21 protein-coding genes, 1 tRNA gene and 1 pseudogene are annotated in these 20312 nt (G+C 61.4%); 16 read left to right on the forward strand and 7 right to left on the reverse strand.

Annotation, left to right across the window (positions count from 1 at the left end):
- Positions 1-232 precede the first annotated feature (232 nt).
- The 3 genes from ACWPVA_RS06635 to ACWPVA_RS06645 all read left to right on the forward strand — a co-directional run bounded on the left by ACWPVA_RS06635 (position 233) and on the right by ACWPVA_RS06645 (position 3798).
- Positions 233-1249 (forward strand): hypothetical protein, encoded by a 1017-nt coding sequence (locus tag ACWPVA_RS06635; protein WP_454286933.1) that lies wholly within the window; start codon positions 233-235, stop codon positions 1247-1249.
- 2 nt (positions 1250-1251) lie between these two features.
- The gene (locus ACWPVA_RS06640) at positions 1252-2574 is read left to right on the forward strand and encodes a hypothetical protein (RefSeq protein WP_454286934.1); all 1323 of its coding nucleotides are present in this window, start codon (positions 1252-1254) and stop codon (positions 2572-2574) included.
- Positions 2575-3285: 711 nt separating this feature from the next.
- Positions 3286-3798: a hypothetical protein gene (locus ACWPVA_RS06645; protein WP_454286935.1), complete on the forward strand. Its 513-nt coding sequence runs from the start codon at positions 3286-3288 to the stop codon at positions 3796-3798.
- Positions 3799-3837: 39 nt separating this feature from the next.
- Here the strand turns inward: ACWPVA_RS06645 and ACWPVA_RS06650 are convergent, their stop codons facing one another.
- Positions 3838-4434: a DnaJ domain-containing protein gene (locus tag ACWPVA_RS06650; RefSeq protein ID WP_454286936.1), complete on the reverse strand. Its 597-nt coding sequence runs from the start codon at positions 4432-4434 to the stop codon at positions 3838-3840.
- Between the two features lie 497 nt (positions 4435-4931).
- Between ACWPVA_RS06650 and ACWPVA_RS06655 the strand changes: the two genes are divergently transcribed.
- Entirely contained in the window at positions 4932-5144 is a 213-nt protein-coding gene (locus ACWPVA_RS06655) for a cold-shock protein (RefSeq protein ID WP_147178214.1), read from the forward strand.
- 190 nt (positions 5145-5334) lie between these two features.
- On the opposite strand, the gene dusA is transcribed toward ACWPVA_RS06655, so the two are convergent.
- From dusA to ACWPVA_RS06670, 3 genes and pseudogenes are all read right to left on the reverse strand, one after another.
- Complete coding sequence (gene dusA / locus ACWPVA_RS06660) at positions 5335-6369, reverse strand: tRNA dihydrouridine(20/20a) synthase DusA (RefSeq protein ID WP_454286937.1); 1035 nt, start codon at positions 6367-6369, stop codon at positions 5335-5337.
- Between the two features lie 104 nt (positions 6370-6473).
- Positions 6474-6911 (reverse strand): DUF1489 family protein, encoded by a 438-nt coding sequence (locus tag ACWPVA_RS06665; RefSeq protein WP_454286938.1) that lies wholly within the window; start codon positions 6909-6911, stop codon positions 6474-6476.
- Positions 6912-6987: 76 nt separating this feature from the next.
- A pseudogene (locus tag ACWPVA_RS06670) lies at positions 6988-8387 on the reverse strand (L-serine ammonia-lyase).
- A 568-nt stretch (positions 8388-8955) separates the two neighbouring features.
- On the opposite strand from ACWPVA_RS06670, the gene ACWPVA_RS06675 reads away from it, so the two are divergent.
- The 3 genes from ACWPVA_RS06675 (at position 8956) to ACWPVA_RS06685 (ending at position 11183) form a co-directional block, all read left to right on the forward strand.
- On the forward strand, positions 8956-9645 hold the full coding sequence (locus tag ACWPVA_RS06675) for a DUF599 domain-containing protein (RefSeq protein WP_454286939.1): 690 nt from the start codon (positions 8956-8958) through the stop codon (positions 9643-9645).
- Between the two features lie 77 nt (positions 9646-9722).
- Positions 9723-10694 carry a DUF1624 domain-containing protein gene (locus ACWPVA_RS06680; RefSeq protein WP_454286940.1) on the forward strand — a complete coding sequence of 324 codons (972 nt, stop codon included), beginning with the start codon at positions 9723-9725 and terminating at the stop codon, positions 10692-10694.
- Between the two features lie 12 nt (positions 10695-10706).
- Entirely contained in the window at positions 10707-11183 is a 477-nt protein-coding gene (locus ACWPVA_RS06685; protein WP_454286941.1) for a methyltransferase family protein, read from the forward strand.
- Positions 11184-11201: 18 nt separating this feature from the next.
- Here ACWPVA_RS06685 and ACWPVA_RS06690 read toward each other — a convergent pair whose 3' ends face one another.
- Positions 11202-11588, reverse strand: a complete 387-nt coding sequence (locus tag ACWPVA_RS06690) for a MerR family transcriptional regulator (RefSeq protein WP_454286942.1) — start codon at positions 11586-11588, stop codon at positions 11202-11204.
- A gap of 67 nt (positions 11589-11655) precedes the next feature.
- Positions 11656-13074 (reverse strand): magnesium transporter, encoded by a 1419-nt coding sequence (mgtE, locus tag ACWPVA_RS06695; protein WP_454286943.1) that lies wholly within the window; start codon positions 13072-13074, stop codon positions 11656-11658.
- A 208-nt stretch (positions 13075-13282) separates the two neighbouring features.
- Between mgtE and ACWPVA_RS06700 the strand changes: the two genes are divergently transcribed.
- A complete protein-coding gene (locus ACWPVA_RS06700) occupies positions 13283-13777 on the forward strand; it encodes a peptide deformylase (protein ID WP_454286944.1) in 495 nt (164 codons plus the stop codon).
- 77 nt (positions 13778-13854) lie between these two features.
- Entirely contained in the window at positions 13855-14355 is a 501-nt protein-coding gene (locus ACWPVA_RS06705; protein ID WP_454286945.1) for a BON domain-containing protein, read from the forward strand.
- Between the two features lie 82 nt (positions 14356-14437).
- Here the strand turns inward: ACWPVA_RS06705 and ACWPVA_RS06710 are convergent.
- Positions 14438-14522, reverse strand: a tRNA-Leu gene (locus ACWPVA_RS06710).
- A gap of 191 nt (positions 14523-14713) precedes the next feature.
- Here ACWPVA_RS06710 and lipB point away from each other — a divergent pair.
- The 7 genes from lipB to ACWPVA_RS06745 all read left to right on the forward strand — a co-directional run bounded on the left by lipB (position 14714) and on the right by ACWPVA_RS06745 (position 20245).
- On the forward strand, positions 14714-15430 hold the full coding sequence (lipB, locus tag ACWPVA_RS06715; protein WP_454286946.1) for a lipoyl(octanoyl) transferase LipB: 717 nt from the start codon (positions 14714-14716) through the stop codon (positions 15428-15430).
- A gap of 128 nt (positions 15431-15558) precedes the next feature.
- On the forward strand, positions 15559-16485 hold the full coding sequence (locus ACWPVA_RS06720) for a DMT family transporter (protein WP_454286947.1): 927 nt from the start codon (positions 15559-15561) through the stop codon (positions 16483-16485).
- A 105-nt stretch (positions 16486-16590) separates the two neighbouring features.
- Complete coding sequence (locus ACWPVA_RS06725) at positions 16591-17304, forward strand: hypothetical protein (RefSeq protein WP_454286948.1); 714 nt, start codon at positions 16591-16593, stop codon at positions 17302-17304.
- A gap of 53 nt (positions 17305-17357) precedes the next feature.
- Positions 17358-17987, forward strand: a complete 630-nt coding sequence (locus ACWPVA_RS06730; protein WP_454286949.1) for a GNAT family N-acetyltransferase — start codon at positions 17358-17360, stop codon at positions 17985-17987.
- A 111-nt stretch (positions 17988-18098) separates the two neighbouring features.
- Positions 18099-19226, forward strand: coding sequence for an S-(hydroxymethyl)glutathione dehydrogenase/class III alcohol dehydrogenase (locus tag ACWPVA_RS06735; protein ID WP_454286950.1), 1128 nt, complete (start codon positions 18099-18101; stop codon positions 19224-19226).
- A 128-nt stretch (positions 19227-19354) separates the two neighbouring features.
- A complete protein-coding gene (locus ACWPVA_RS06740) occupies positions 19355-19759 on the forward strand; it encodes a hypothetical protein (RefSeq protein WP_454286951.1) in 405 nt (134 codons plus the stop codon).
- A 36-nt stretch (positions 19760-19795) separates the two neighbouring features.
- On the forward strand, positions 19796-20245 hold the full coding sequence (locus ACWPVA_RS06745; RefSeq protein ID WP_454286952.1) for a YaiI/YqxD family protein: 450 nt from the start codon (positions 19796-19798) through the stop codon (positions 20243-20245).
- Positions 20246-20312 lie beyond the last annotated feature (67 nt).

Genomic DNA, 20312 nt, shown 5'->3' on the forward strand with positions numbered 1-20312 from the left:
TTAGCCTTCGGCTAACCTGTTGATTTTGTAACCTCTCCCACAAGGGGAGAGGTGGCGCCACCAAACCCGCACCGGCCCTCACGATCACCCGACCGACCAAAAGGGAAAGGGCCGCACCAAGGGCAGGACGGGGCGACAGGGACGTTGACGTTCCTTGTTTTTCAACAGCTTGATAACTACTTAGAGGTGTTATATTCCAAGATAAATTGGTAATCTTGAAAGAGGTAGACCGGTGCAGAACATAACATTCCGCACCCACTTGGTGGGCGCCGTCAGCGATTTCTGCGCTGTTAGTAAATTAGCCATAGTGAATCCGGTGATTCACCTTGCAGAATTGATCGTTCTGCTGGCCCACTACAAAGAAGAGGGCGTGAGACTATCTCCACAAGTGTATTTGACTAATGACATTGATAAGGCAATGTCTATGTTGCCAGATGGAGAGAAAATCACAATTGGGGCTGCCGATACAAGCTCCAGCGGAATCAAACAAGCTCTAAAAAGGTGTGCGCCCCTAGCTAGTGAAACTTGGCTCATTTACATCAGCGAGATACGGCCAGGGGCGATCGAATTCGGATTATTCAGGGGCTCAACACGGTCTATTGCGGTTCCAGTAGATAGTGTCCTTATGAGCGAAGGCTCTCCGGACCTCGTTCTTATAAAGCTCTTTCAAATCGCAGAAGAGTGCATAGAGCTAAAATCTAACTTCAAGAAATCTCACTATATCTTCCTCAACAATCGTGAGGAAGGGAGCGATCCACCGCTAAAGCATCTCGATAGTCTCATTCAGGCCATAGCAAGAAATGCACCAGACGACACAAAAGAAGCGCTAACAAGTTATCTTTTTAAAATTTTATCTTCTTCTCTTCAGGCGTCACACGGCTCACTTGTGGCTGTGTCCAGCAGCACAAAAACTCCAAACTTCCTTGCCGCTGATGGAGTTATCCTTACTCATCCAATCAATTTCGTTAGGCTGATTGCGCAGATGTGGGATGACGATTCAAGCGAGCCGTACTTGAACACTAAATCTGACTTGGTAAAGGGCATGTTCGCCTCAGACGGGATTGTGCTATTTAATAACTGCGGCGCGCTGTTAGGTTACAACTGCTTTACAAGCATTCCCAAAAAAAACGCAGTCGTTGGAGGCGCACGTCGGCGAGCTTTCAAGACGCTTGCATCAAGAGTAGGGAATGGACTGTCCGCAGCGTTCATGCAATCGCAAGACGGTTGGACAGAGTTTCAGGGAATATGAGCATGGAAAGCAAGTTAGCGCTGTGGCAGCCGGATAGTGGGCAGATTCTGCCGTCGTCAGCGAAGCTGCCTGCCGAAATTGTCACCTACGCCCCTCAACTCGGCCCGAGAGATCGCAAACAGATCGTTGCCGCATTTGACTCCGAATTCTATGAGATGGGAATCAATTTCCTCTGGGGCAAGACGGTAACTGCCCTGCGGAAAGAGCTTTCTACAGTCGGCATAGGCCTCATTGGAGAGATGCTGGGGCGCACCGACGTCAACGAAGACGATGATATCGAGGACGTCCTTACGACGCGCGATGCGCTTCGTCTTGCGGAAGAACTGGGTGTGGTATCATCAACAGATGCGATGCGACTTCGACATACATATGAGATCGTGACGCATTTTTCCAAACTGGACATGACGGAAGCGGCTAACGAAGAGATTGATCATTCAGAGGCACTGGCTGCCCTCAAAGCGTGCGTGAAAGGGGTGCTCGGGCGTCCAAAAGTGGAGGTCGCCAAGAAGTTCGTTGAATTTAGGAGCGCCCTCGAAGGTGCAACCATCGATAAGGACGACCCCAAGATCGAAATGCTTAGATCGTCGCCTTATTTCTTTTTGAAGCTCACGATAAGTGTTCTGATGAATGGTACGAAGAAAAAGACAGGAGCACAGCTCGAACATGTGTTGGCTAACACCAACACCATAGTGCCCTCCATATGGAGTACCTTGCGCGATCCGGAAAAATGGCAGATCGGTCATACATACGCTGAGGTTTACTCGGACGGAAAAAAGACGTCGGTCAGCGGACTGAAAAGCGTCCTACTAAAAGTAAGAGGTTTCGACTTTGTACCAGAAAATCTCCGAAGTGACACTTTCATCAAAGCCGCAGATGAAGTAATGCGCGCGCATGAGGGAATGAATAATTTCTACAACGAACACGCTCCGGTTAAAAATCTAGCTAAACTTGGAACGACTATTCCAACTCCAGCTTTCCCCGCATGCGCTACTGCGTTGCTTTCTATTATTCTCGGTAACCGCTATGGGGTTTCATGGGCTGCGGCCGCAGAAGCCAAGAAAATTGTTGACCGCTTCACTGCGGACCGGTGGCAGTATTACCTTAACCAAGTACTACCTACGGACACACAGGTGCTTATTAAGCTTCACGATAGCAAACCGGCGGCTCAGTGGGCCAAGCTTGTCGATGAAACAAATATTGCTTTACTAGACATCAAGAATAAATCGGTTTCTGCGCTGATAAAATCCGGACTAACGAACAGTCCTGAAGCAGTCAGAAAAAACGCTCAAAAGGTGTTGGCCGAGTTCTATGGCAAATCGCAGTGAGTGCTTTCAAAATCACACGCGATGTAAGTGCAAGATAGTAGTCATTTCATGGCCAGGCAGATTGTGGGCTATCGCGGAAAAGAAAGGGAAAAACTTCCCAATTCCCCCAACAAAATCAACACCCCGCCCCCCGCCATTTCCCCGCCCTCATCCCCCGCGCTTACACTAGCCCCCGTCCCGCCCTCGGATACACCGGGTGTGCGTGCCCGGCGAGGTGGGATCGGCGCTGAGGGGTTCGGGCGATCGCAGGCCCGGTCCTTCGGGGTCCGCGGAAAATGGTCTCCCCCTGGCGACGTGGGGGCAAGGGTGAAGGCTTTGGACAGCCCAAACCCTTGCCGGCCCTGACAGCGCGCCGGGAGCGCCTGTGTGGCGTGGCATGGTGGTAAGACCGGGTTGTCGAGGGTGTGCGGGCGTCCGCCGGTGAAAACCGGGCCTGCCTGAAAAATCCCCGGCAAGGGCCGGCGCCGCAGAGAGATCGAAGTCGCGGGGCAAAAACCGCCGAACGGGGCGCTGGAAGGTGCCATATAAACTAATCTTACGAGGCAGCTGACAGCGCCCCGTCCGTCCCGGCTCGCCGGGAGAATGAAGAAGACCGGAGAAACCGGAGGGCGAGAGGCCCGGCCGGCGAAAACCCGTGCCCTTGGCTGAGGGCGCGCAACGAGGGGCCGCCGGACGGCGGGAGCCGGCAAGGCCGGGCAAGGGAGAGAAGCCATGAACGATGCCGTCGAACTGCCGGACCCCAAAGTCCCCGAGATCGACGATGACATCCGGGAGCCGCTGATGGCGCGCACGGCGGAACTGCTCGGCGTGCCGGTGCGCGCCTGCCCGGTCCGCGCCTGCTGGCGCAGCGGCGCCTGCCGCTATGTCGACCCCGACACGGCCCCCTTCCGTCCCTGGTGCGTCCACCAGTTGACGGAAACGGAGCGGGCCGGCTTCGAAGCGCTCTATACGCGGGTGCGGGCGGCGCTCATCATCCTGCTGCTGGACGCCGAACCCCACCCCTCGCCCGATCCGGAGACCCGCGAGCTGCAGGATGCCGCCCTCGAGATCGTCGCCACCGTGCTGTGCGATGATCCGGACAACCGGCCGGTGGTCCGCCGGTGGATCCGGCGCCGGCGCGACAAACTGCCGGCGCTTCTGGAGGGCGACGCGCTCAAGGCCTATCGCGCCGTGGTTGCCGGCGTGCCGCGCGAAATGCTCAAGGGTCTGCCCTGGACACTGTGAGAGCGCATGATCGGAACGATGCGCCGTCCCGGCCGGCCCCTATTCCGCCGCCTCGGCCTCGGCCTTGGGCGGCGCGACCGCCTCCAGCTCGTAGGAATAGCCCTCGAGCATGGCATAGGCCCGCTCGATCGCGGCGATCTGGGTTTCGGCGGCGCGGATGGCGTCGGTGATCGACTGGATGCGGGCGCGCAGCATGGAGCCGAGCACGTCGTTTTCCGGCCGCCGGCCGATGCGGTCGGCGTGCTGGCGCACCCGTGTGCGGTGGCGCTCGAGTTCGAGAATATGGAAGCGGGCCTTGAGGAGATCGTCGGTCAGCTTGCGGCGCAGGCCGGCCACCGGATCGAAGCTGCCGGGCGCGCGCTCGTCGAGGATCATCTCGTTGACCAGCGTCTCCAGCATCATCAGGCCCTTGAGGTCGGTGGCGTCGGCCAGTTGCGGGTCGTAGCCGGTGTCGTCATAGACCTTGCGGCGCACCGGGTCCTTCAGCAGCTCGTAGGACGCGGTGAGCGCGGCGAAGCGGTCGAGATCGCCGCCGGCGTCGGGATGGGCGCTCTTGGCCATCTTGCGGTAGGCGGCCTTGACCGCCGCCTCGTCGGCGTCGCGCTCCAGTTCGAGCTGTTGATAGGGATCGATCACGGCGCAGGCATCCTCGGCATGTCTTCATTGGCCCCCGCATGTCTGGTAAAGCGTCCGGGCGCCCGCTTCAAGTCGCAAGGCCGCTTGTCCAAAGAATGGCGAGGGAAGCCTCCGCCCGGCGGGCGGCAAACGTGGGTGCTGTCCCGCGCGCATGGCCGCAGCCGCGCGCCGCCGCCGGCCGCGGCGCCCGAGCACCCCTCAAATCTTAATGGATTCAGGTGCTTGCCTCACAACTGCCACGGCAGCGCCCACATTTTCTCCCTTGCCAACTGTGGAAAAAGCCCTTAAAAAAATCGCGTTCGGGCAACCAATGATCCCGGAGACTGGACCGACTAAGACGACCGCCCTGCGGTCCTGGGGGCTTTCTCCCGCTGGTAGACGTTCTTTCCCCGATATCGCCACTCCGACTAGCCCGTCACACTGAAGGGCATGCCGCCCCCCCTTCCGGCTCGCCGGGCGTGGGGAAAACCAGACAAAAGGGACAAAGGAACTCTCCCATGGCCACCAAGGGCACCGTAAAATTCTTCAACCAGGACAAGGGCTTCGGCTTCATCACCCCGGAAGGCGGCGCGAAGGACGTATTCGTCCACATCTCCGCTCTCCAGGCTTCGGGCATCCAGACGCTCCGCGACGGCCAGGAAGTGTCGTTCGACACCGAGCCGGACCGCATGGGCAAGGGCCCGAAGGCCGTCAACATCCAGGCTTTCTGAGCCTGTTCGCCACCCGGCGATGATCTTTTTGAACGGCGTCCCTCGGGGCGCCGTTCTGCATTCGGCGCTCGGCTGGGCGCCTACCCTTGGCGGAATTGCTTGACGCTAGGGGATGCAAATTCGGCTGATGGGTCGAAAAAAGCCCCCGCAGGGGCAAGGCGTGAGAGACTGGAACGCGCTTCAGCAGGCTCTAGATTGCGCTTGGCTGTCGCGTTTCGGGCATGACCTTCGGCCCGCCGGCAATGTCGACGGCGGCAAAGGCCTCGGCGATGATCTCCGGCCCGGCCGCCGGTTTGGTGGCGTCCGACAGGATCTGCCGATAGCGCCGCGCGCCGGCAAAGCCCTGGAACAGGCCGATCATGTGGCGGGTGACATGGTTCAGCCGCCCGCCAGAGCCCATGACGCGATCGGCATAGGCGATCATCGTATCGCGCACCGCGTCCCAGTCGGGCGCCCTGGCCGGTTCGCCATAGATTTTTTCATCCACCTCGGTCAAAAGCGTGGCATTGTGATAGCTGGCCCGGCCGAGCATGACACCGTCCATCACCTCGAGATGCCCAACCGCCCTGTCGAGCGTGTCGATGCCGCCGTTGATGCCGAGGAAGACCTTTGGGTTCTCCCGTTTCATCCGGTAGACGAGATCGTAGTCGAGCGGCGGGATGTCGCGGTTCTCCTTCGGCGACAGCCCCTGCAGCCAGGCCTTGCGCGCATGGATCCAGATCGCATCGGCGCCGGCGGCCACCATGCGGGCGAGGAAATCCGGCAGCACCGCCTCCGGCGCCTGGTCGTCCACCCCGATCCGGCACTTGACCGTCACCGGCACGCTCGCCACCTTCGTCATCGCCGCGACACAGGCCGCCACCGTCTCCGGCTCGCGCATCAGGCAGGCGCCGAAGGTTCCCGACTGCACCCGGTCGGACGGGCAGCCGACATTGAGGTTGATCTCGTCATAGCCGTAATCCGCCGCAATCCGCACCGCCTCGGAAAGCTTTCCCGGATCCGACCCGCCGAGCTGCAATGCCACCGGATGCTCCTCCGGCGAGAAGCCCAAGAGGCGGTCGCGATGCCCGTGAATGATCGCATCGGCCACCACCATTTCAGTGTAGAGCAGCGCACGGCTACTCAAGCGCCGATGGAAGAACCGGCAATGCCGGTCCGTCCAGTCGATCATCGGGGCGACCGCGAAGATCTTCGTCCCCGGGCTTAAGAGCGGTGCTATCGTCATGCGGCGTCAGATAGCCTCGTGAGGCGCCGTCCGCAAGGGTGTCGGCTTTTGCCGGGCCGGTTGTTTGATGATCGAGGATTGGTGCGGACGCACGGCAGGAGCGCTCACAGCAGCCCGAGCTCAGCCAATTCGCGCTTCAAGTCTTCGGGCATGTCCTCGAGATTGGCGCCCGAGGCGTTCAGGTCTCTCGGGGCGGCGTCCGGCTCGAGGTAGCGCCAGCCCTGAAACGGGCGGCGAGGCGCCGGCGCGGTTTCGATCACTTCGGGGCCGAGCACCAGTTCGCAGCGGGTGATCCCGTCCGCGCCGGTGAAGGTCTTGATGTCGAGCAGCGTCTGGCGCGCGGCGACCTGGCCCTTGATGACCCAGTAGAGCGATCCGCCGTCGAGCAGTTCGTCCATACGCTTCGGCACCATGCGCGTCACATGGCTCGACTGCGGTTCGAGGCCGGCCGCAACCGCGACCAGAGCGCGCTCGGCCACCCATTCGCGAAGATCGTCGAGGCTGTCGGCGCCGACGCAGAGCTTGATCATGTGCAGTGTCATGGCGGCGGTGATAGTCCGCTCACCGCCGGCGTCAAGGGCAAAGCGGCCCGCCGACTGGCGCCGTCAACATTCGCCGTCAGCATTCCACCACGTTGACGGCCAGGCCGCCGAGCGAGGTCTCCTTGTACTTCTCGCTCATGTCATTGCCGGTCTGCCGCATGGTCTCGATGCAGGCGTCGAGCGGCACGAAATGCTGGCCATCGCCCTTCAACGCCAGCGAGGCGGCGGTCACGGCCTTGACGGCGCCCAGCGCATTGCGCTCGATGCAGGGCACCTGGACGAGACCGGCGACCGGGTCGCAGGTCATGCCGAGATGGTGTTCCAGGGCGATTTCGGCGGCATTCTCGATCTGCTCCGGGCTACCGCCCATCACGGCCGCCAGACCCGCGGCCGCCATGGCCGAGGCCGAGCCCACCTCGCCCTGGCAGCCGACTTCGGCGCCGGAGATCGAGGCATTATGCTTGATGATGCCGCCGATCGCGGCGGCGGTCAGCAGGTAGTCGCGGATGCCGTCCTGGTCGGCGTCGGGATGGAAATGCAGGTAATAGCGGATGGTCGCCGGCACGACGCCGGCAGCCCCGTTGGTCGGCGCGGTGACGACGCGACCGCCGGCGGCGTTCTCCTCGTTGACCGCCATGGCGTAGACCGAGAGCCAGTCATTGGCGAGTAGCGGGTTCTGCCGGTTGGAGCGCCACTCCTCCTGCAACTGGTCGTGGATGGAGCGGGCGCGGCGGCGCACGTTCAAGCCGCCCGGCAGGCGTCCGTCCTGCTTAAGGCCGCGGTCGATGCAGCCGCTCATCGCATCCCATATGCGATCGAGGCCGGCATTCAGCGCCTCGCGGTCCATGACCGCCTCCTCGTTCGCTCGCTTCATCTGGGCGATCGTCAGGCCGGAGCGGCGCGCCATGTCGAGCATCTCCTTCGCCGAGGCGAAGGGATAGGGCACCTTGTTGCTGGACGTTGCCTTCCTGGCCTTATGCAGAGCAAGAAGCTCGGTGTCGGTTACGACGAAGCCGCCGCCGATCGAATAGTAGATGGTGGTCAGCAGCACCCGCCTGTCCTTGTCGAGGGCGGAGAGCCGCATGCCATTGGCATGACCCGACAGCGGGACCTTCTTGTCGAACACCAGGTCTTCGGCGGGATTGAAATGGTAAGCCGGGTGGCCGGGCGGCGCGACGCGATGGGTTCGTTCAACCTCGGCGACGATGGCATCCATGCGGTCCGGATCGATCCTGTCCGGGGCCTCGCCGGTCAGGCCGATGATCACCGCCCTGCCCGTTCCGTGGCCGATGCCGGTATAGGCGAGCGATCCGTGCAGGCTGGCTTTCAGCGCCGCGACCTGGGCGCCCTGCGGCCGCGGCCAGCTGTCGGACGCAATCAGGTCGAGAAACCGGTTAGCCGCTGTCATCGGCCCCATCGTATGGGAAGCGAAGGGCCTACCCCGATCTTGAACACATCGAAAACCGAAAGAAACATGTCGCTGCACCGCCTCCAGGCTGATTTGCCTCACGCTAGTTCAACATGCTTAGCGAATGCGGCGGCGAACCGACATCCTTTTTCATCGGCGCGACATGAACGGGGCTCAAAACGACAACAGCGCGGGTCTTGAGACCCACGCTGCCTGAAACCGTCATTCGTGATTTCGGATCAGATACTGCCAAAGAGATAAGCCAGGCACAAAATGCCAGCAAATCCCACCAGAGCACGAATTGTAACGCCCCAGCAGGATTTTTGGATGCTGTCTTCCATGAAGACTCCGTTTTGAACGTTGTTGGCAGAAAGCCGTCCCCCGACCGCTTTCGTGCGAAACGATTTATTAAAAATCGGTCGGCTTCGCAACTGCAAAAACGGCCAAAGCAAGGCGTCCCTTGCGTGACAGCCATGCGCGGAGTGCATACATTTTATAAACTTCAATGGCTTAGCAACTGGCGCCGTTGAACCTCCCTTGCCCCGTTTTAGACCAAGGTCTTGCGACCTGGTTAATTCGCTTGTGGAGAACGGCCCAAGTCCGCATAAAAAGCGCGCCCTCTGCTTCGGAGCCGCCATGACGATTCTCGACTATTCCGCGCTTTTCCTGTTCGGCCTGCTCTGGTTTGCCTTCGCCTGGATCACCGGTCAGGGCCGTATTTTCGCCCGCACCAGCCTGACCCAGGCCATGGCCGAGCGTCGGCGGCAATGGATCATGAATTCGCTCAGCCGCGACCTGAAGATGATCGATACACAGATCCTGTCGGGCCTGCAGAACGGAACGGCTTTCTTCGCCTCGACCTCCATCCTGGCGATCGGCGGGTGCTTTGCCCTTCTCGGCCAGACGGAGCAGGTGGACACGGTGCTAAAGGACCTGCCCTTCGTCGTGCAGGGAGGACGCACGACCTTCGAGCTCAAGGTCTTTATCCTGACGGCGATATTCGGTTACTCCTTCTTCAAGTTCAGCTGGTCCTATCGATTGTTCAACTACTGCACGATTCTGTTCGGCGCCCTGCCAATGGCCGACGAAACGCGCCGAGACCCGCAAAGCGCCGAGCGTGCCGCCGAACTTGCAATCCGCATGAACATCATCGCCGCCAGCCATTTCAACGCGGGCTTGCGCGCATTGTTCATGTCGATCGGCTATCTCGGTTGGTTCGCGAGCCCCTATCTCTTCATGGCGACCTCGCTTACCGTCTTCATCGTTCTCTTGCGCCGGCAGTTCTTCTCCGAGGCCCGCCTCGCGCTCATCGAATCCCCCTCGTGATCGCCATGAAACGGACACCTTTGGACGGTCTGGCAGATATCCAGGACGATACGGGCAGGTAGACGGAAGGAAGGCGCGTGGCTGCTGATTCTGAAAAGAGCGAGACGCCAGCGGCGGCACCCTGGCGGATCGAAGCGCTCGACGCGGCGCGGGGCCTCGCCCTCATCGCCATGGCGACCTATCACTTCACCTGGGATTTCGAGTTCTTCGGCTATCTGGAACCGGGCACGGCGACCCATGGCTGGCTCAAGATCTATGCCCGCGCGATCGCCTCCAGCTTCCTCTTCCTCGCCGGTTTCAGCCTGGTGCTGGCACATTACCCGGTTATCAAGGCAAGGTCCTTCGCCAAGCGGCTGGCGGTGATCACCGCCGCGGCCCTTGCCATCACCGTCGCCACCGCAGTCGCCTTGCCGGAGGGCATGATCTTTTTCGGCATCCTGCATGCAATTGCTGCCGGAAGCCTGATCGGCCTTGCGTTCCTCCGCCTGCCGCCGCTGCTGATCATTCTGGTCGCCGCTGTTGCGATTGGCCTGCCATCCTTTTATCGGTCCGAGTTCTTCGATACACCAGCGCTGCTTTTCGTCGGACTGTCGCAACACCTGCCACGCTCGAACGACTACGTCCCTCTGCTGCCCTGGGGCGGGGCGTTGCTGATCGGCATCGCCGCAGCACGGATCGCGATGGCCCGCGGCTGGCTCGCGTGGCTAGCCAGACTGCCATCCGGTTCAGGCTGGCTCAGGCTGGCCGGGCGCAACAGCCTTCTTGTTTACCTTCTGCACCAGCCGGTGTCGATAGCTGTGGTTTTCCTGATCTCGATCATAGCGCCGCCACAAACAAAGGATCCTATAGAGGCTTATCTGGCGAGCTGTGAAGCCGCCTGCCTGGCCGAAGGATCGGAAGCGCCGCTCTGCAATCGCTTCTGTGCCTGCACGCTCGATCGGTTGCAGCAGCAGTCGCTTCTCGCCCCACTCCAGTCTGGCGCAATCTTGCCGGATCAGGATGCGCGAATACTCGAGCTTGCGCGTGAATGTTCGGCCATCAGTCAATGACAGGACCTGACCATGAATGCCTATAGGTTGAAGCCGCTCAGCTTTCCCTGGCCGCCCGTCTTGTACGGACTGGCCATCCTTTTCGCCCTACTGGCCGATCGCTTCATCGGAATTCTGCCTTCGGTGATGCCCAACGGCTATCTGTTCTACGCGATCGGCGCGCTGCTCGTCGCCGCCGCACTCTCTCTCGACCTCTGGGCGATCAAGACGCTGGTCGAATACCGCACGACCGTGATGCCGCATCGCGGTGCGCAGCGGCTGGTGACCAGTGGCCCGTTCCGCTATAGCCGCAACCCGATCTATCTCGGCTATACGCTGATCACGCTGGCAATCGGGTTCCTGACCGGCAACGCCTGGTTCTTCGTCGCCGCCATCGGGGCCGCGATCGTCACGACGATCGTCGCCATCCGCAAGGAGGAGATGCATCTGCTGGCGCGTTTCGGCATCGATTTCGAGAAATACTGCCAGCGCACGCGGCGCTGGATATGAAGCTAATCGTCGGGCGGATCAGGTCCCGACGCCGATCTCCACGAGGCGCGTCAGGCAAGCCTCTTCTGCCTGATCGAGTTCGGCGATCGTCTCCTCGATGTCGCGCCGCTTCTGGCGCAAGTCGTCGCGCTTCTCATCGATCTTCTTCATCATTAGCTTGAGTTGACCGATTTCGCCCGGCGGTTCCTTGTAGACGTGGATTATTTCGCGGATTTCGGCTACTGAGAAACCGATCCGCCGTCCACGCAGTATTTCCTGAAGCAGGTGCCGGTCGGCGGCGCGGTAGAGCCTTGTGCGGCCACGACGCTCAGGATGGAGCAAGCCCTCGTCTTCGTAAAAGCGAAGCGTGCGGGTCGACACTCCAAATTCGCGCGTCAGCTCAGTTATACTGTAATACTTCTTCACAACCGTTCCGATTCATTAGGGAAACGGCATGATATTGACTTTTACGTATAAGTCAATTTTTTGGCCATCAGTACACGTTGAACCACCAGGCAGCGAGCCCGAGGAAAGCGAAAAAACCGGTGATGTCGGTAACGGTCGTGACGAATACGGCCGATGAAACCGCCGGATCGGCGCCGACCTTGACGAGCAGCAGAGGGATCAGAATGCCGGCCACGGCGGCGGCGAACATGTTGATGAGCATGGCTGTGGCGATTATCCCGCCGATATTGATGTCCTGGAACCAGATACCGGCGATGACACCGATCAGGATACCCAGCACCACTCCATTGAGCAGACCGACGCCGGCCTCGCGCCGCACGACGCGCCAAGCATTGTGAATATCAAGATCGCGGGTGGCGAGCGCGCGGACCGAAACGGTCATGGTCTGCGATCCCGCATTGCCGCCCATTCCGGCGACGATCGGCATAAGGATGGCAAGTGCAACGATTTCCTCGATCGTCGCCTCAAACAGCGAGATCACCGAGGCAGCAAGGAAGGCGGTCAACAGATTGACCAGCAGCCAGGGAATGCGCGAGCGCGAGGTCTCCCGGATACTGTCCGAGAGTTCTTCGTCGCCGACGCCGCCAAGGCGCATCAAGTCTTCCTCCGCCTCTTCCTGGATCACGTCGACCACGTCGTTGATGGTCAGCACGCCGACCAGGCGGTCGTTTTCGTCGACGACGGCGGCGGAGAGAAGGTCGTATTGCTCGAACAGCTGGGCCGCCTCTTCCTGGTCCATCTCGGCCGGGATGGGGTGGCTGGTCTCGCGCATGATCGTCTCGACCTTGACCTGCCGCTTGGTGCGCAGGATGCGGTCGAGGTCGATGGTGCCGAGCAACTTGAAGGTCGGGTCGATGACGAAGATCTGGGTGAAGCTCTCCGGCAAGTCCTCCTCGTCGCGCATGTAGTCGATCGTCTGACCAACGGTCCAGAACGGCGGAACGGCGACGAATTCCGTCTGCATGCGGCGACCGGCCGAGCTTTCCGGATAGTCGAGGGCGCGCCGCAGCCTTACCCGTTCGGTGAACGAAAGCTGCGAGAGAATGTCCTCGCGGTCGTCGTGGTCCAGATCCTCGAGAATGTAGACGGCGTCGTCCGAATCGAGATCGCCGAGCGCCGCGGCGATCTGGGCATTCGGCAGATGCTGGACGATCTGCAGGCGGATCGCCTCGTCCACCTCCGTCAGCGCCGTCATGTCGAAGTCGTCGCCGAGCAGGCGGACAAGCGCGATTCGCTGGTCGGGCTGGATCGCCTCGATCAGGTCGCCGAGTTCGGATTCGTGCAGCCGCGCGACGTGCTGGCGCAGGAACAGCAGGTCGCGATCGGCGATCGCCGCGCCGACCAGGGTAAGGAAGTCGGAGCGGATCGAACCGTTGTCGGCGTAAATATCCTCGTGGCTGTCCTCCGGGGCGGCGCGAACGCGGATATCTTCGCCGGTTTCGGTCATGCTTGCGCCCTCGCCCTTCAGATCTTCACGCCCGGCTTTCCCGTCTCCCTGCAGAATGGGACGGGAAAACGCTTTGTCAACAAACGACTAGCGCAACGCGCTGGTCGATATGCATTTGCGAACAGTTCCTGCTAACCTAACGGGGCAGCGCGGTCCAGCTTCGAATGCGCCGTCAACTCGGCAAGCCTCGCCCACCAGAGAGACACCCGTGAGCGTCCGTTCCATCATCCGGTTTCCCGATCCAGCCCTCAAGCTCCCTTGCGTCCCCGTCGAGGCTTTCGATAGCGATCTACGCGCTCTTGTCGATGATCTTCATGACACCCTGCGGGCGGCGCCTGGCGTGGGAATCACCGCGGCACATATCGGGGTGGCGCTACGGCTCGTCGTGCTCGACCTGCCGGAGATCGGAGGCCGGCGCGACTATGTCAATCCGGAGATTCTGTGGACCTCCGCGGAGACCATGGAGCATATCGAGGGCAGCGTTTCCATGCCGGGCGCGACGGAGACGGTGACGCGGCCGCGCGCCATTGATATCCGCTACCACGATCTCGACGGCATCTTGCATGAGCAAAGGCTCGAGGGCTTTCCCGGGGTCTGCATGCAGCACGAGATCGACCAGCTCGACGGCATGTTCTGGCTGCAGCGCCTTTCCAGGCTGAAGCGCGACCGGCTGATCCGCAGATGGGAAAGGGGCCTCCGGTGAGTTGACGCTGCTGCGTCGAACCAAAAGCGGGTGTCACGCGTTATCTCGGACCACATCCGAGCCAAGGAGCGCAGGACATGACGATCGGCGACAGAAAGAAGGACTTAAGCCGCGAAGAGGACTATCGCGATTTCGAGCAGCGCGACATCGAAAACGGCTGGCCCTACGACGACGGCGCAGGTGCCGCTTCCCGACCGGTCGGCAACAGCGCCTATGGCGAGACGGGGGCCAACTTCGACCGCGAGCGCAATGGCGGCTATCGCATCACCGATGTCGCTGCCGATGGAGGAGAGGGGCCGGTCAATGCGCCCGTACTGCCGGAGACCGATCACCGCGAAAACAGCGACCAGTTGGAGGCAGACATCGCCGATGCTCTTGACGAGATGCCGGAATCATTGCTTGCCGCCCTCGACATCCATGCGGACCGGCACGTCGTTACCCTGCGGGGCGCGGTCGATACGGCAGAGGAGCGGCGAATGATCGAGCTGCGGGTGTTGGGCGTAAAGGGCGTTTCCGAAGTCCGCAACTTCATCACGACGATGGGTGTGGACACGCATATGCCGCGCGACACGGACTGATCGTCTATCGGACATGGGGCTGAAACGACGAAGCCGGCCACCTTTCGGTGAGCCGGCTTTCGTATTCTTCCGACAGGAAGAATGGTGCGGTCGAGAAGACTCGAACTTCCACGTCTTGCGACACAGCGACCTCAACGCTGCGCGTCTACCAATTCCGCCACGACCGCATCCTGGTAGCGCCGAATTGCTCCGGCGGGGCTGCATGTACCAAAAGCATTACCGGTGCACAAGGCCACCATGACAGATTTTTGCGATTTCCCGAGCGGCCAGGGGAGCGCACGCGCCGGACGCCCCCGGGCTGCCCTTGAAGTCCCGTGGTTTTCTTGCCAAGTAGAGGGAAATTGAAGGTTTTTCACCCATGCAGCGCACCGATCTGTCGACCGAAATGCTCCCCCTTCCCGGATCGCCGCCGGTGCGCTGGCGGATCTCCGAAGATCTCGTCCCCTACGAGGAAGCGGTCGCCGAGATGGAACGCCAGGTCGCCGCGATCGCTGATGGCACGGCGGACGAACTGGTCTGGCTGCTCGAACACCCGCCGCTCTATACCGCCGGCACAAGCGCGGACGAGGCCGACCTGATCGAGCCGGAGCGATTCCCGGTCTTTGCTACCGGCCGGGGCGGCGAGTACACCTATCACGGGCCGGGCCAGCGGGTCGCCTATGTCATGCTGGACCTGAAGCGTCGGCGCCAGGACGTACGCGCCTATGTGGCGGCGCTTGAAGAAGTGGTGATACGAACGCTCGAAAAGATGAACGTCAAGGGCGAGCGGCGCGAGGACCGGGTTGGCGTCTGGGTGCGCCGGCCGGAAAAGCCGGCGCTGCCCGACGGCTCGATGGCCGAGGACAAGATCGCCGCGCTCGGCATCCGGCTGCGCCGCTGGGTGAGCTTCCACGGCCTGTCGATCAATGTCGATCCGGATCTTTCGCATTTCTCCGGCATCGTGCCCTGCGGCATCAGCGCCTATGGCGTGACGAGCCTCGTCGATCTCGGCCAGCTGGTCATGATGGCGGACGTCGACATCCGCCTGCGCGAAGCCTTCGAGGACGTCTTCGGGCCGACCGCGCGCGACGTTTAGCCCGGTCCAGCGGAGGCATCGCCGGCGGTGTACACGCTTGGCAACGAGGCTGTACCACAAGCGCCCCAACCGGGCTTGAACAACTCTCTGACGCGTGCTTGGTAGGCGCTTTAGCAAGGCCATCTGCCATGTCCGACAACCGCCCTTCAGCCACAGACACGACGATCAAGGGCATGGCCCTGATGGCCGGCTGCATGCTGGTGCTGCCGTTCATGGATGCGATCGCCAAATACATGGCGAACGTCGAGGGCATGTCACCGGGTCAGGTGAATTTCTACCAATTCTTCTTCCAGATGGTCTGCATCCTGCCGTTCCTGCTGGCTATCCAGGGGCGTAGCGCGCTGTCTGCCAAACGGCCGAGGTTGAACCTGCTGCGTGGCGTGTTGCACGCGGCGGCGAGCCTGATGTTCTTCACCGCGGTCAAATACATGCCGCTTGCCGACGTTTTCGCCATCTATTTCGTCGAGCCCTTCATCCTGACGGCGCTGTCGGCGATCTTTCTTGGCGAAAAGGTCGGCTGGCGGCGCTGGCTGGCGATCGTCGTCGGCTTCGGCGGGGCGATGATCGTCATCCAGCCGAGCTATGCGGTGTTCGGCCTCACATCGCTCCTGCCCGTCGCCTGCGCCTTCCTCTATGCCCTCTATATGTTTCTCAATCGGGCCATCGGCGAGGCTGATAGCCCGGTCACCATGCAGACCATGGCCGGAATCGGCGGGACACTGTTCATGGGCGTGGTGCTCATCGGCGGCAATGCCGCGGGACAAGACGACTTCGCGATCTCGCTGCCGACGTCCTGGCTCGGCCTCGTGCTGCTGGTGATTCTCGGATCGATCTCCGGCTATGCTCACCTGATCGTGGTGCGCGCCTTCCGCATGGCGCCACTCTCGGTGCTCGCGCCCTTCCAGTATTTCGAAATCATCGCAGCGACCATTTTGGGGTATGCCCTGTTCAACGATTTTCCGACTGTGTCAAAATGGGTCGGCATCCTGATCATCGTCGGCTCGGGCCTGTTCATTCTCTGGCGGGAGCAGCGGCGGACCGCCGAAAGGCGTTGATTCTAGCTTTTCCGTCAAACGCTCGCTAACCCCCTTCATTGGCGGAAACGCAATGTTTGTCGGGCAATGTTCCGCCCAGTTTCATGATGAAACAGGGATAGGAAGATGAGCGAGTTTCGGCTCTCTTTTCCGGCATGTGTCGTCGCCGGGAACAGCAGGCTGTCCGCAGAGGACATCCTGCTATTGCGCAGATATACCTTCCCGGAGGGCGTCAGAACGCCCGACGACGTGGTGACGTTGATGGCGCTCAACGCCTGTTGTCCCGATAAGTGCCCGGAATGGGCCGACTATTTCGTCGAGCAGATGGCGGGCTTCATCGTCGATCGCTGCCATCCCATCGGCTCTCTTGACGAGATAAACGTCGACTGGGTCGAGCGTGTATTGTTCAAGGACGGCGTAGTCGAGGGCGAACTCGAGTTTGCGGCGGTTCTTCACATGATGGACATCGCCCGCCACGTCCCGCCATCGCTCAAGATGCTGATGCTCGACCAGTTGAGGATCGCGCTTGCAGAGGGGCGTGGAGCCTATGCCAAACGGCGGGCATTGCGGACGGGCATCGGTGCGGACGACGTGGCCTATGTGCAACGAATCCTGCGCGACCGGCTGGGCCAGGGAGCTCCCCTTCTCTCCCCCGTCAAGGAAGAGATCCTCACGGCGATCGATCGCGGGACCTCACCTCACCTGCGCCATCCGGACTGGCAAGCCTTTATCAAAACCATCCTTCCGCCCTCGAGCCTGAGGCATGCGCAGGTGGAGCCCGCGCGGCGCTGGCTCCAGGTACCGGACTCGTTCTTTCTCGACGAGGATATGGCCGCATGACCATCGCCAGACGCCCCTTGACTTGATTGGCCCAAGCGGTTCCAAAGGTGCTCATGGATTCCGTGAACCCGCTCCTCCCCGACGGCTATTCGGCCGTGCCCGCCGGCAAGATCGCCAATGTCGTCACCTGCCTGGAAATGCTGGAAAAGCCGGCGACCAAGCGCGCGCGCGCGACCGAATCAGGCCTGAGCATCGAACGCTGGGACCATCCCGACCTCGGCGAATATCGGGCGCTGTTCCGGGCGATCGGCGAGGAATGGATGTGGTTCTCGCGGCTGGTCATGCCCGACGAAAAGCTTCACGCCATTCTCACCGACCCGGACGTCCACGTCTACACGCTGATGGATGGAGCGCGCCGAATCGGCCTGCTGGAACTCGACTTCCGCAAGGCGGACGAATGCGAACTCGCCTATTTCGGCCTGGTGTCCGACGCGATCGGACAGGGTGCCGGACGGATGCTGATGAACGCGGCGATCGACAAGGCATGGGAGAAGCCGATCAAACGGTTCTGGGTCCACACCTGCCATTTCGATCATCCGGGCGCGCTTTCCTTCTATCAGCGCTCGGGCTTTCGCCCTTATGCCTTCATGGTCGAAGTGACCGACGATCCGCGGCTCACCGGACAGATGGGGCGGGACGCGGCCAGACATGTGCCGCTGATCGAGCCGCGCCAAGGCGCGTGAAGGTCGTCTCTTTCTGACGGCGTGACGGGTGGGCAAGCCCGACCTCCCCTTGAGGCGGACTCCTCCGGCATGCCATGATCACTTCCTATACAACAAAAACGGAGACACCCCATGGACACTCGCGCCGCCGTCGCCACACAGGCCGGCAAACCGCTGGAAATCATGACCGTACAGCTCGAAGGCCCGCGGGCCGGTGAGGTGCTGATCGAGGTCAAGGCGACCGGGATTTGCCATACCGACGATTTCACGCTCTCGGGCGCCGATCCGGAAGGGCTGTTTCCGGCGATCCTGGGCCATGAGGGTGCCGGCATCGTCGTCGATGTCGGCCCCGGCGTCACCTCGGTGAAGAAGGGCGACCATGTCATTCCGCTCTACACGCCGGAATGCCGCGAATGCTATTCCTGCCTGTCGCGCAAGACCAATCTGTGCACCGCCATCCGCTCCACGCAGGGGCAAGGGCTTATGCCGGACGGCACCTCGCGGTTCTCGATCGGCAAGGACAAGATCCACCATTACATGGGCTGCTCGACCTTTTCCAACTTCACCGTGCTGCCGGAAATCGCGGTGGCCAAGGTCAACCCGGACGCACCCTTCGACAAGATCTGCTATATCGGCTGCGGGGTCACCACCGGCATCGGCGCGGTGATCAACACCGCCAAGGTGGAGATCGGCGCGACCGCCATCGTCTTCGGCCTCGGCGGCATCGGTCTCAACGTGCTGCAGGGCCTGCGGCTGGCCGGTGCCGACATGATCATCGGTGTCGACATCAACAACGACCGCAAGGAATGGGGCGAAAAGTTCGGCATGACGCATTTCGTCAATCCGAAGGAGGTCGGCGACGACATCGTGCCCTATCTCGTCAACCTGACCAAGCGCAACGGCGACCTGATCGGCGGGGCGGACTATACCTTCGACTGCACCGGCAATACCAAGGTGATGCGCCAGGCGCTGGAATCCTCGCATCGCGGCTGGGGCAAGTCGATCATCATCGGGGTGGCGGGTGCCGGCCAGGAGATCTCGACGCGTCCGTTCCAGCTGGTCACCGGCCGCAACTGGATGGGCACTGCGTTTGGCGGCGCGCGCGGCCGCACCGACGTGCCGAAGATCGTCGACTGGTACATGGACGGCAAGATCCTGATCGACCCGATGATCACCCACACCATGCCGCTCGACGACATCAACAAGGGCTTCGACATGATGCACAAGGGTGAGAGCATCCGCGGCGTCGTGGTTTATTGACGCAGTTACGCACGGCCGTCCTGAAAATAGTCAGGACGGCCGTTCGCCCCCTCCCCTGCAAAGGCTCCGAAATATGCTAGATTGCGGCGGTTCCGATCGTCCGGTCGGCAATCCATTGGGGGAAGCACATGTCGATCAAATATGCACTGACTACCATTGCCCTGCTCGCTCTGCCGGGTATTGCCGCGGCCGATCCGACCGGGAGCTACACACTCGTCGGACGCAATCCGGATTCCGGCGAGGACTATACCGGGACAGTCGAAGTGTCCCGGCACGGAGAAACCTATATCGTCGTGTGGGACATTGGAGGCAAGGAATCGATCGGCACCGGGATCGGGGCCAAGTTCGTCGGCGAAGGGCGCTTCGAAATGGGTCCCGCCAGCGAGGATGACACAGCGATCTCGGTCGGCTATGTGGCCGAGGACAATTTCGGCATCGCCATGTATTTCGAGCAGTCGGACGGAACCTGGCAGGGCGTGTGGACTTATGGCGGCTCGGAAAAGGTGACCGGAGAGATCTGGACACGGGACTAGCCAGGGCCACTTCGGCCTCGGCGGAATGAAGGATTGATGACCTCAGTGATCTACGTCGATGCCGATGCCTGCCCGGTCAAGCCGGAAATCCTGAAAGTCGCCGAGCGCCACGGCCTCGAGGTGACTTTCGTCGCCAATTCGGGACTGAGGCCCTCGCGCGACCCGATGGTCAAGAACGTCATCGTGTCGAACGGGTTCGACGCTGCGGACGACTGGATCGCCGAACGGGCCGGTACCGGCGACATCGTGGTGACGGCCGACGTGCCGCTGGCCGGCCGTTGCGTTGCGGCCGGCGCCCTCGTCACCGGACCGACGGGCCGCGTGTTCGACGTGGCCAATATCGGCATGGCGACCGCCATGCGGGATCTCGGCGCACACCTGCGCGAGACCGGAGAGAGCAAGGGCTACAACGCCGCCTTTTCGCCGCGCGACCGCTCGGCCTTCCTCGAAACGCTGGAGCGGCTTTGCCGGCGGGCGAAGGCGTGATAGTCGAAGCACTTTCGACACGAGACGCGGACCGGAGGATCGGACTTGGCCAGCCGTTTTGACCGCC

The sequence above is a fragment of the Rhizobium arsenicireducens genome, from assembly GCF_964021225.1.

Bases quoted from the DNA above. Each gene is read 5' to 3' on its own strand.
- ACWPVA_RS06640 (WP_454286934.1), top strand. From the start codon at position 1,252: ATGGAAAGCAAGTTAGCGCTGTGGCAGCCGGATAGTGGGCAGATTCTG.
- ACWPVA_RS06645 (WP_454286935.1), top strand. From the start codon at position 3,286: ATGAACGATGCCGTCGAACTGCCGGACCCCAAAGTCCCCGAGATCGAC.
- ACWPVA_RS06655 (WP_147178214.1), top strand. From the start codon at position 4,932: ATGGCCACCAAGGGCACCGTAAAATTCTTCAACCAGGACAAGGGCTTC.
- dusA (WP_454286937.1), bottom strand. From the start codon at position 6,369: ATGACGATAGCACCGCTCTTAAGCCCGGGGACGAAGATCTTCGCGGTC.
- ACWPVA_RS06665 (WP_454286938.1), bottom strand. From the start codon at position 6,911: ATGACACTGCACATGATCAAGCTCTGCGTCGGCGCCGACAGCCTCGAC.
- ACWPVA_RS06675 (WP_454286939.1), top strand. From the start codon at position 8,956: ATGACGATTCTCGACTATTCCGCGCTTTTCCTGTTCGGCCTGCTCTGG.
- ACWPVA_RS06685 (WP_454286941.1), top strand. From the start codon at position 10,707: ATGAATGCCTATAGGTTGAAGCCGCTCAGCTTTCCCTGGCCGCCCGTC.
- mgtE (WP_454286943.1), bottom strand. From the start codon at position 13,074: ATGACCGAAACCGGCGAAGATATCCGCGTTCGCGCCGCCCCGGAGGAC.
- ACWPVA_RS06705 (WP_454286945.1), top strand. From the start codon at position 13,855: ATGACGATCGGCGACAGAAAGAAGGACTTAAGCCGCGAAGAGGACTAT.
- lipB (WP_454286946.1), top strand. From the start codon at position 14,714: ATGCAGCGCACCGATCTGTCGACCGAAATGCTCCCCCTTCCCGGATCG.
- ACWPVA_RS06720 (WP_454286947.1), top strand. From the start codon at position 15,559: ATGTCCGACAACCGCCCTTCAGCCACAGACACGACGATCAAGGGCATG.
- ACWPVA_RS06725 (WP_454286948.1), top strand. From the start codon at position 16,591: ATGAGCGAGTTTCGGCTCTCTTTTCCGGCATGTGTCGTCGCCGGGAAC.
- ACWPVA_RS06730 (WP_454286949.1), top strand. From the start codon at position 17,358: ATGGATTCCGTGAACCCGCTCCTCCCCGACGGCTATTCGGCCGTGCCC.
- ACWPVA_RS06735 (WP_454286950.1), top strand. From the start codon at position 18,099: ATGGACACTCGCGCCGCCGTCGCCACACAGGCCGGCAAACCGCTGGAA.
- ACWPVA_RS06740 (WP_454286951.1), top strand. From the start codon at position 19,355: ATGTCGATCAAATATGCACTGACTACCATTGCCCTGCTCGCTCTGCCG.
- ACWPVA_RS06745 (WP_454286952.1), top strand. From the start codon at position 19,796: ATGACCTCAGTGATCTACGTCGATGCCGATGCCTGCCCGGTCAAGCCG.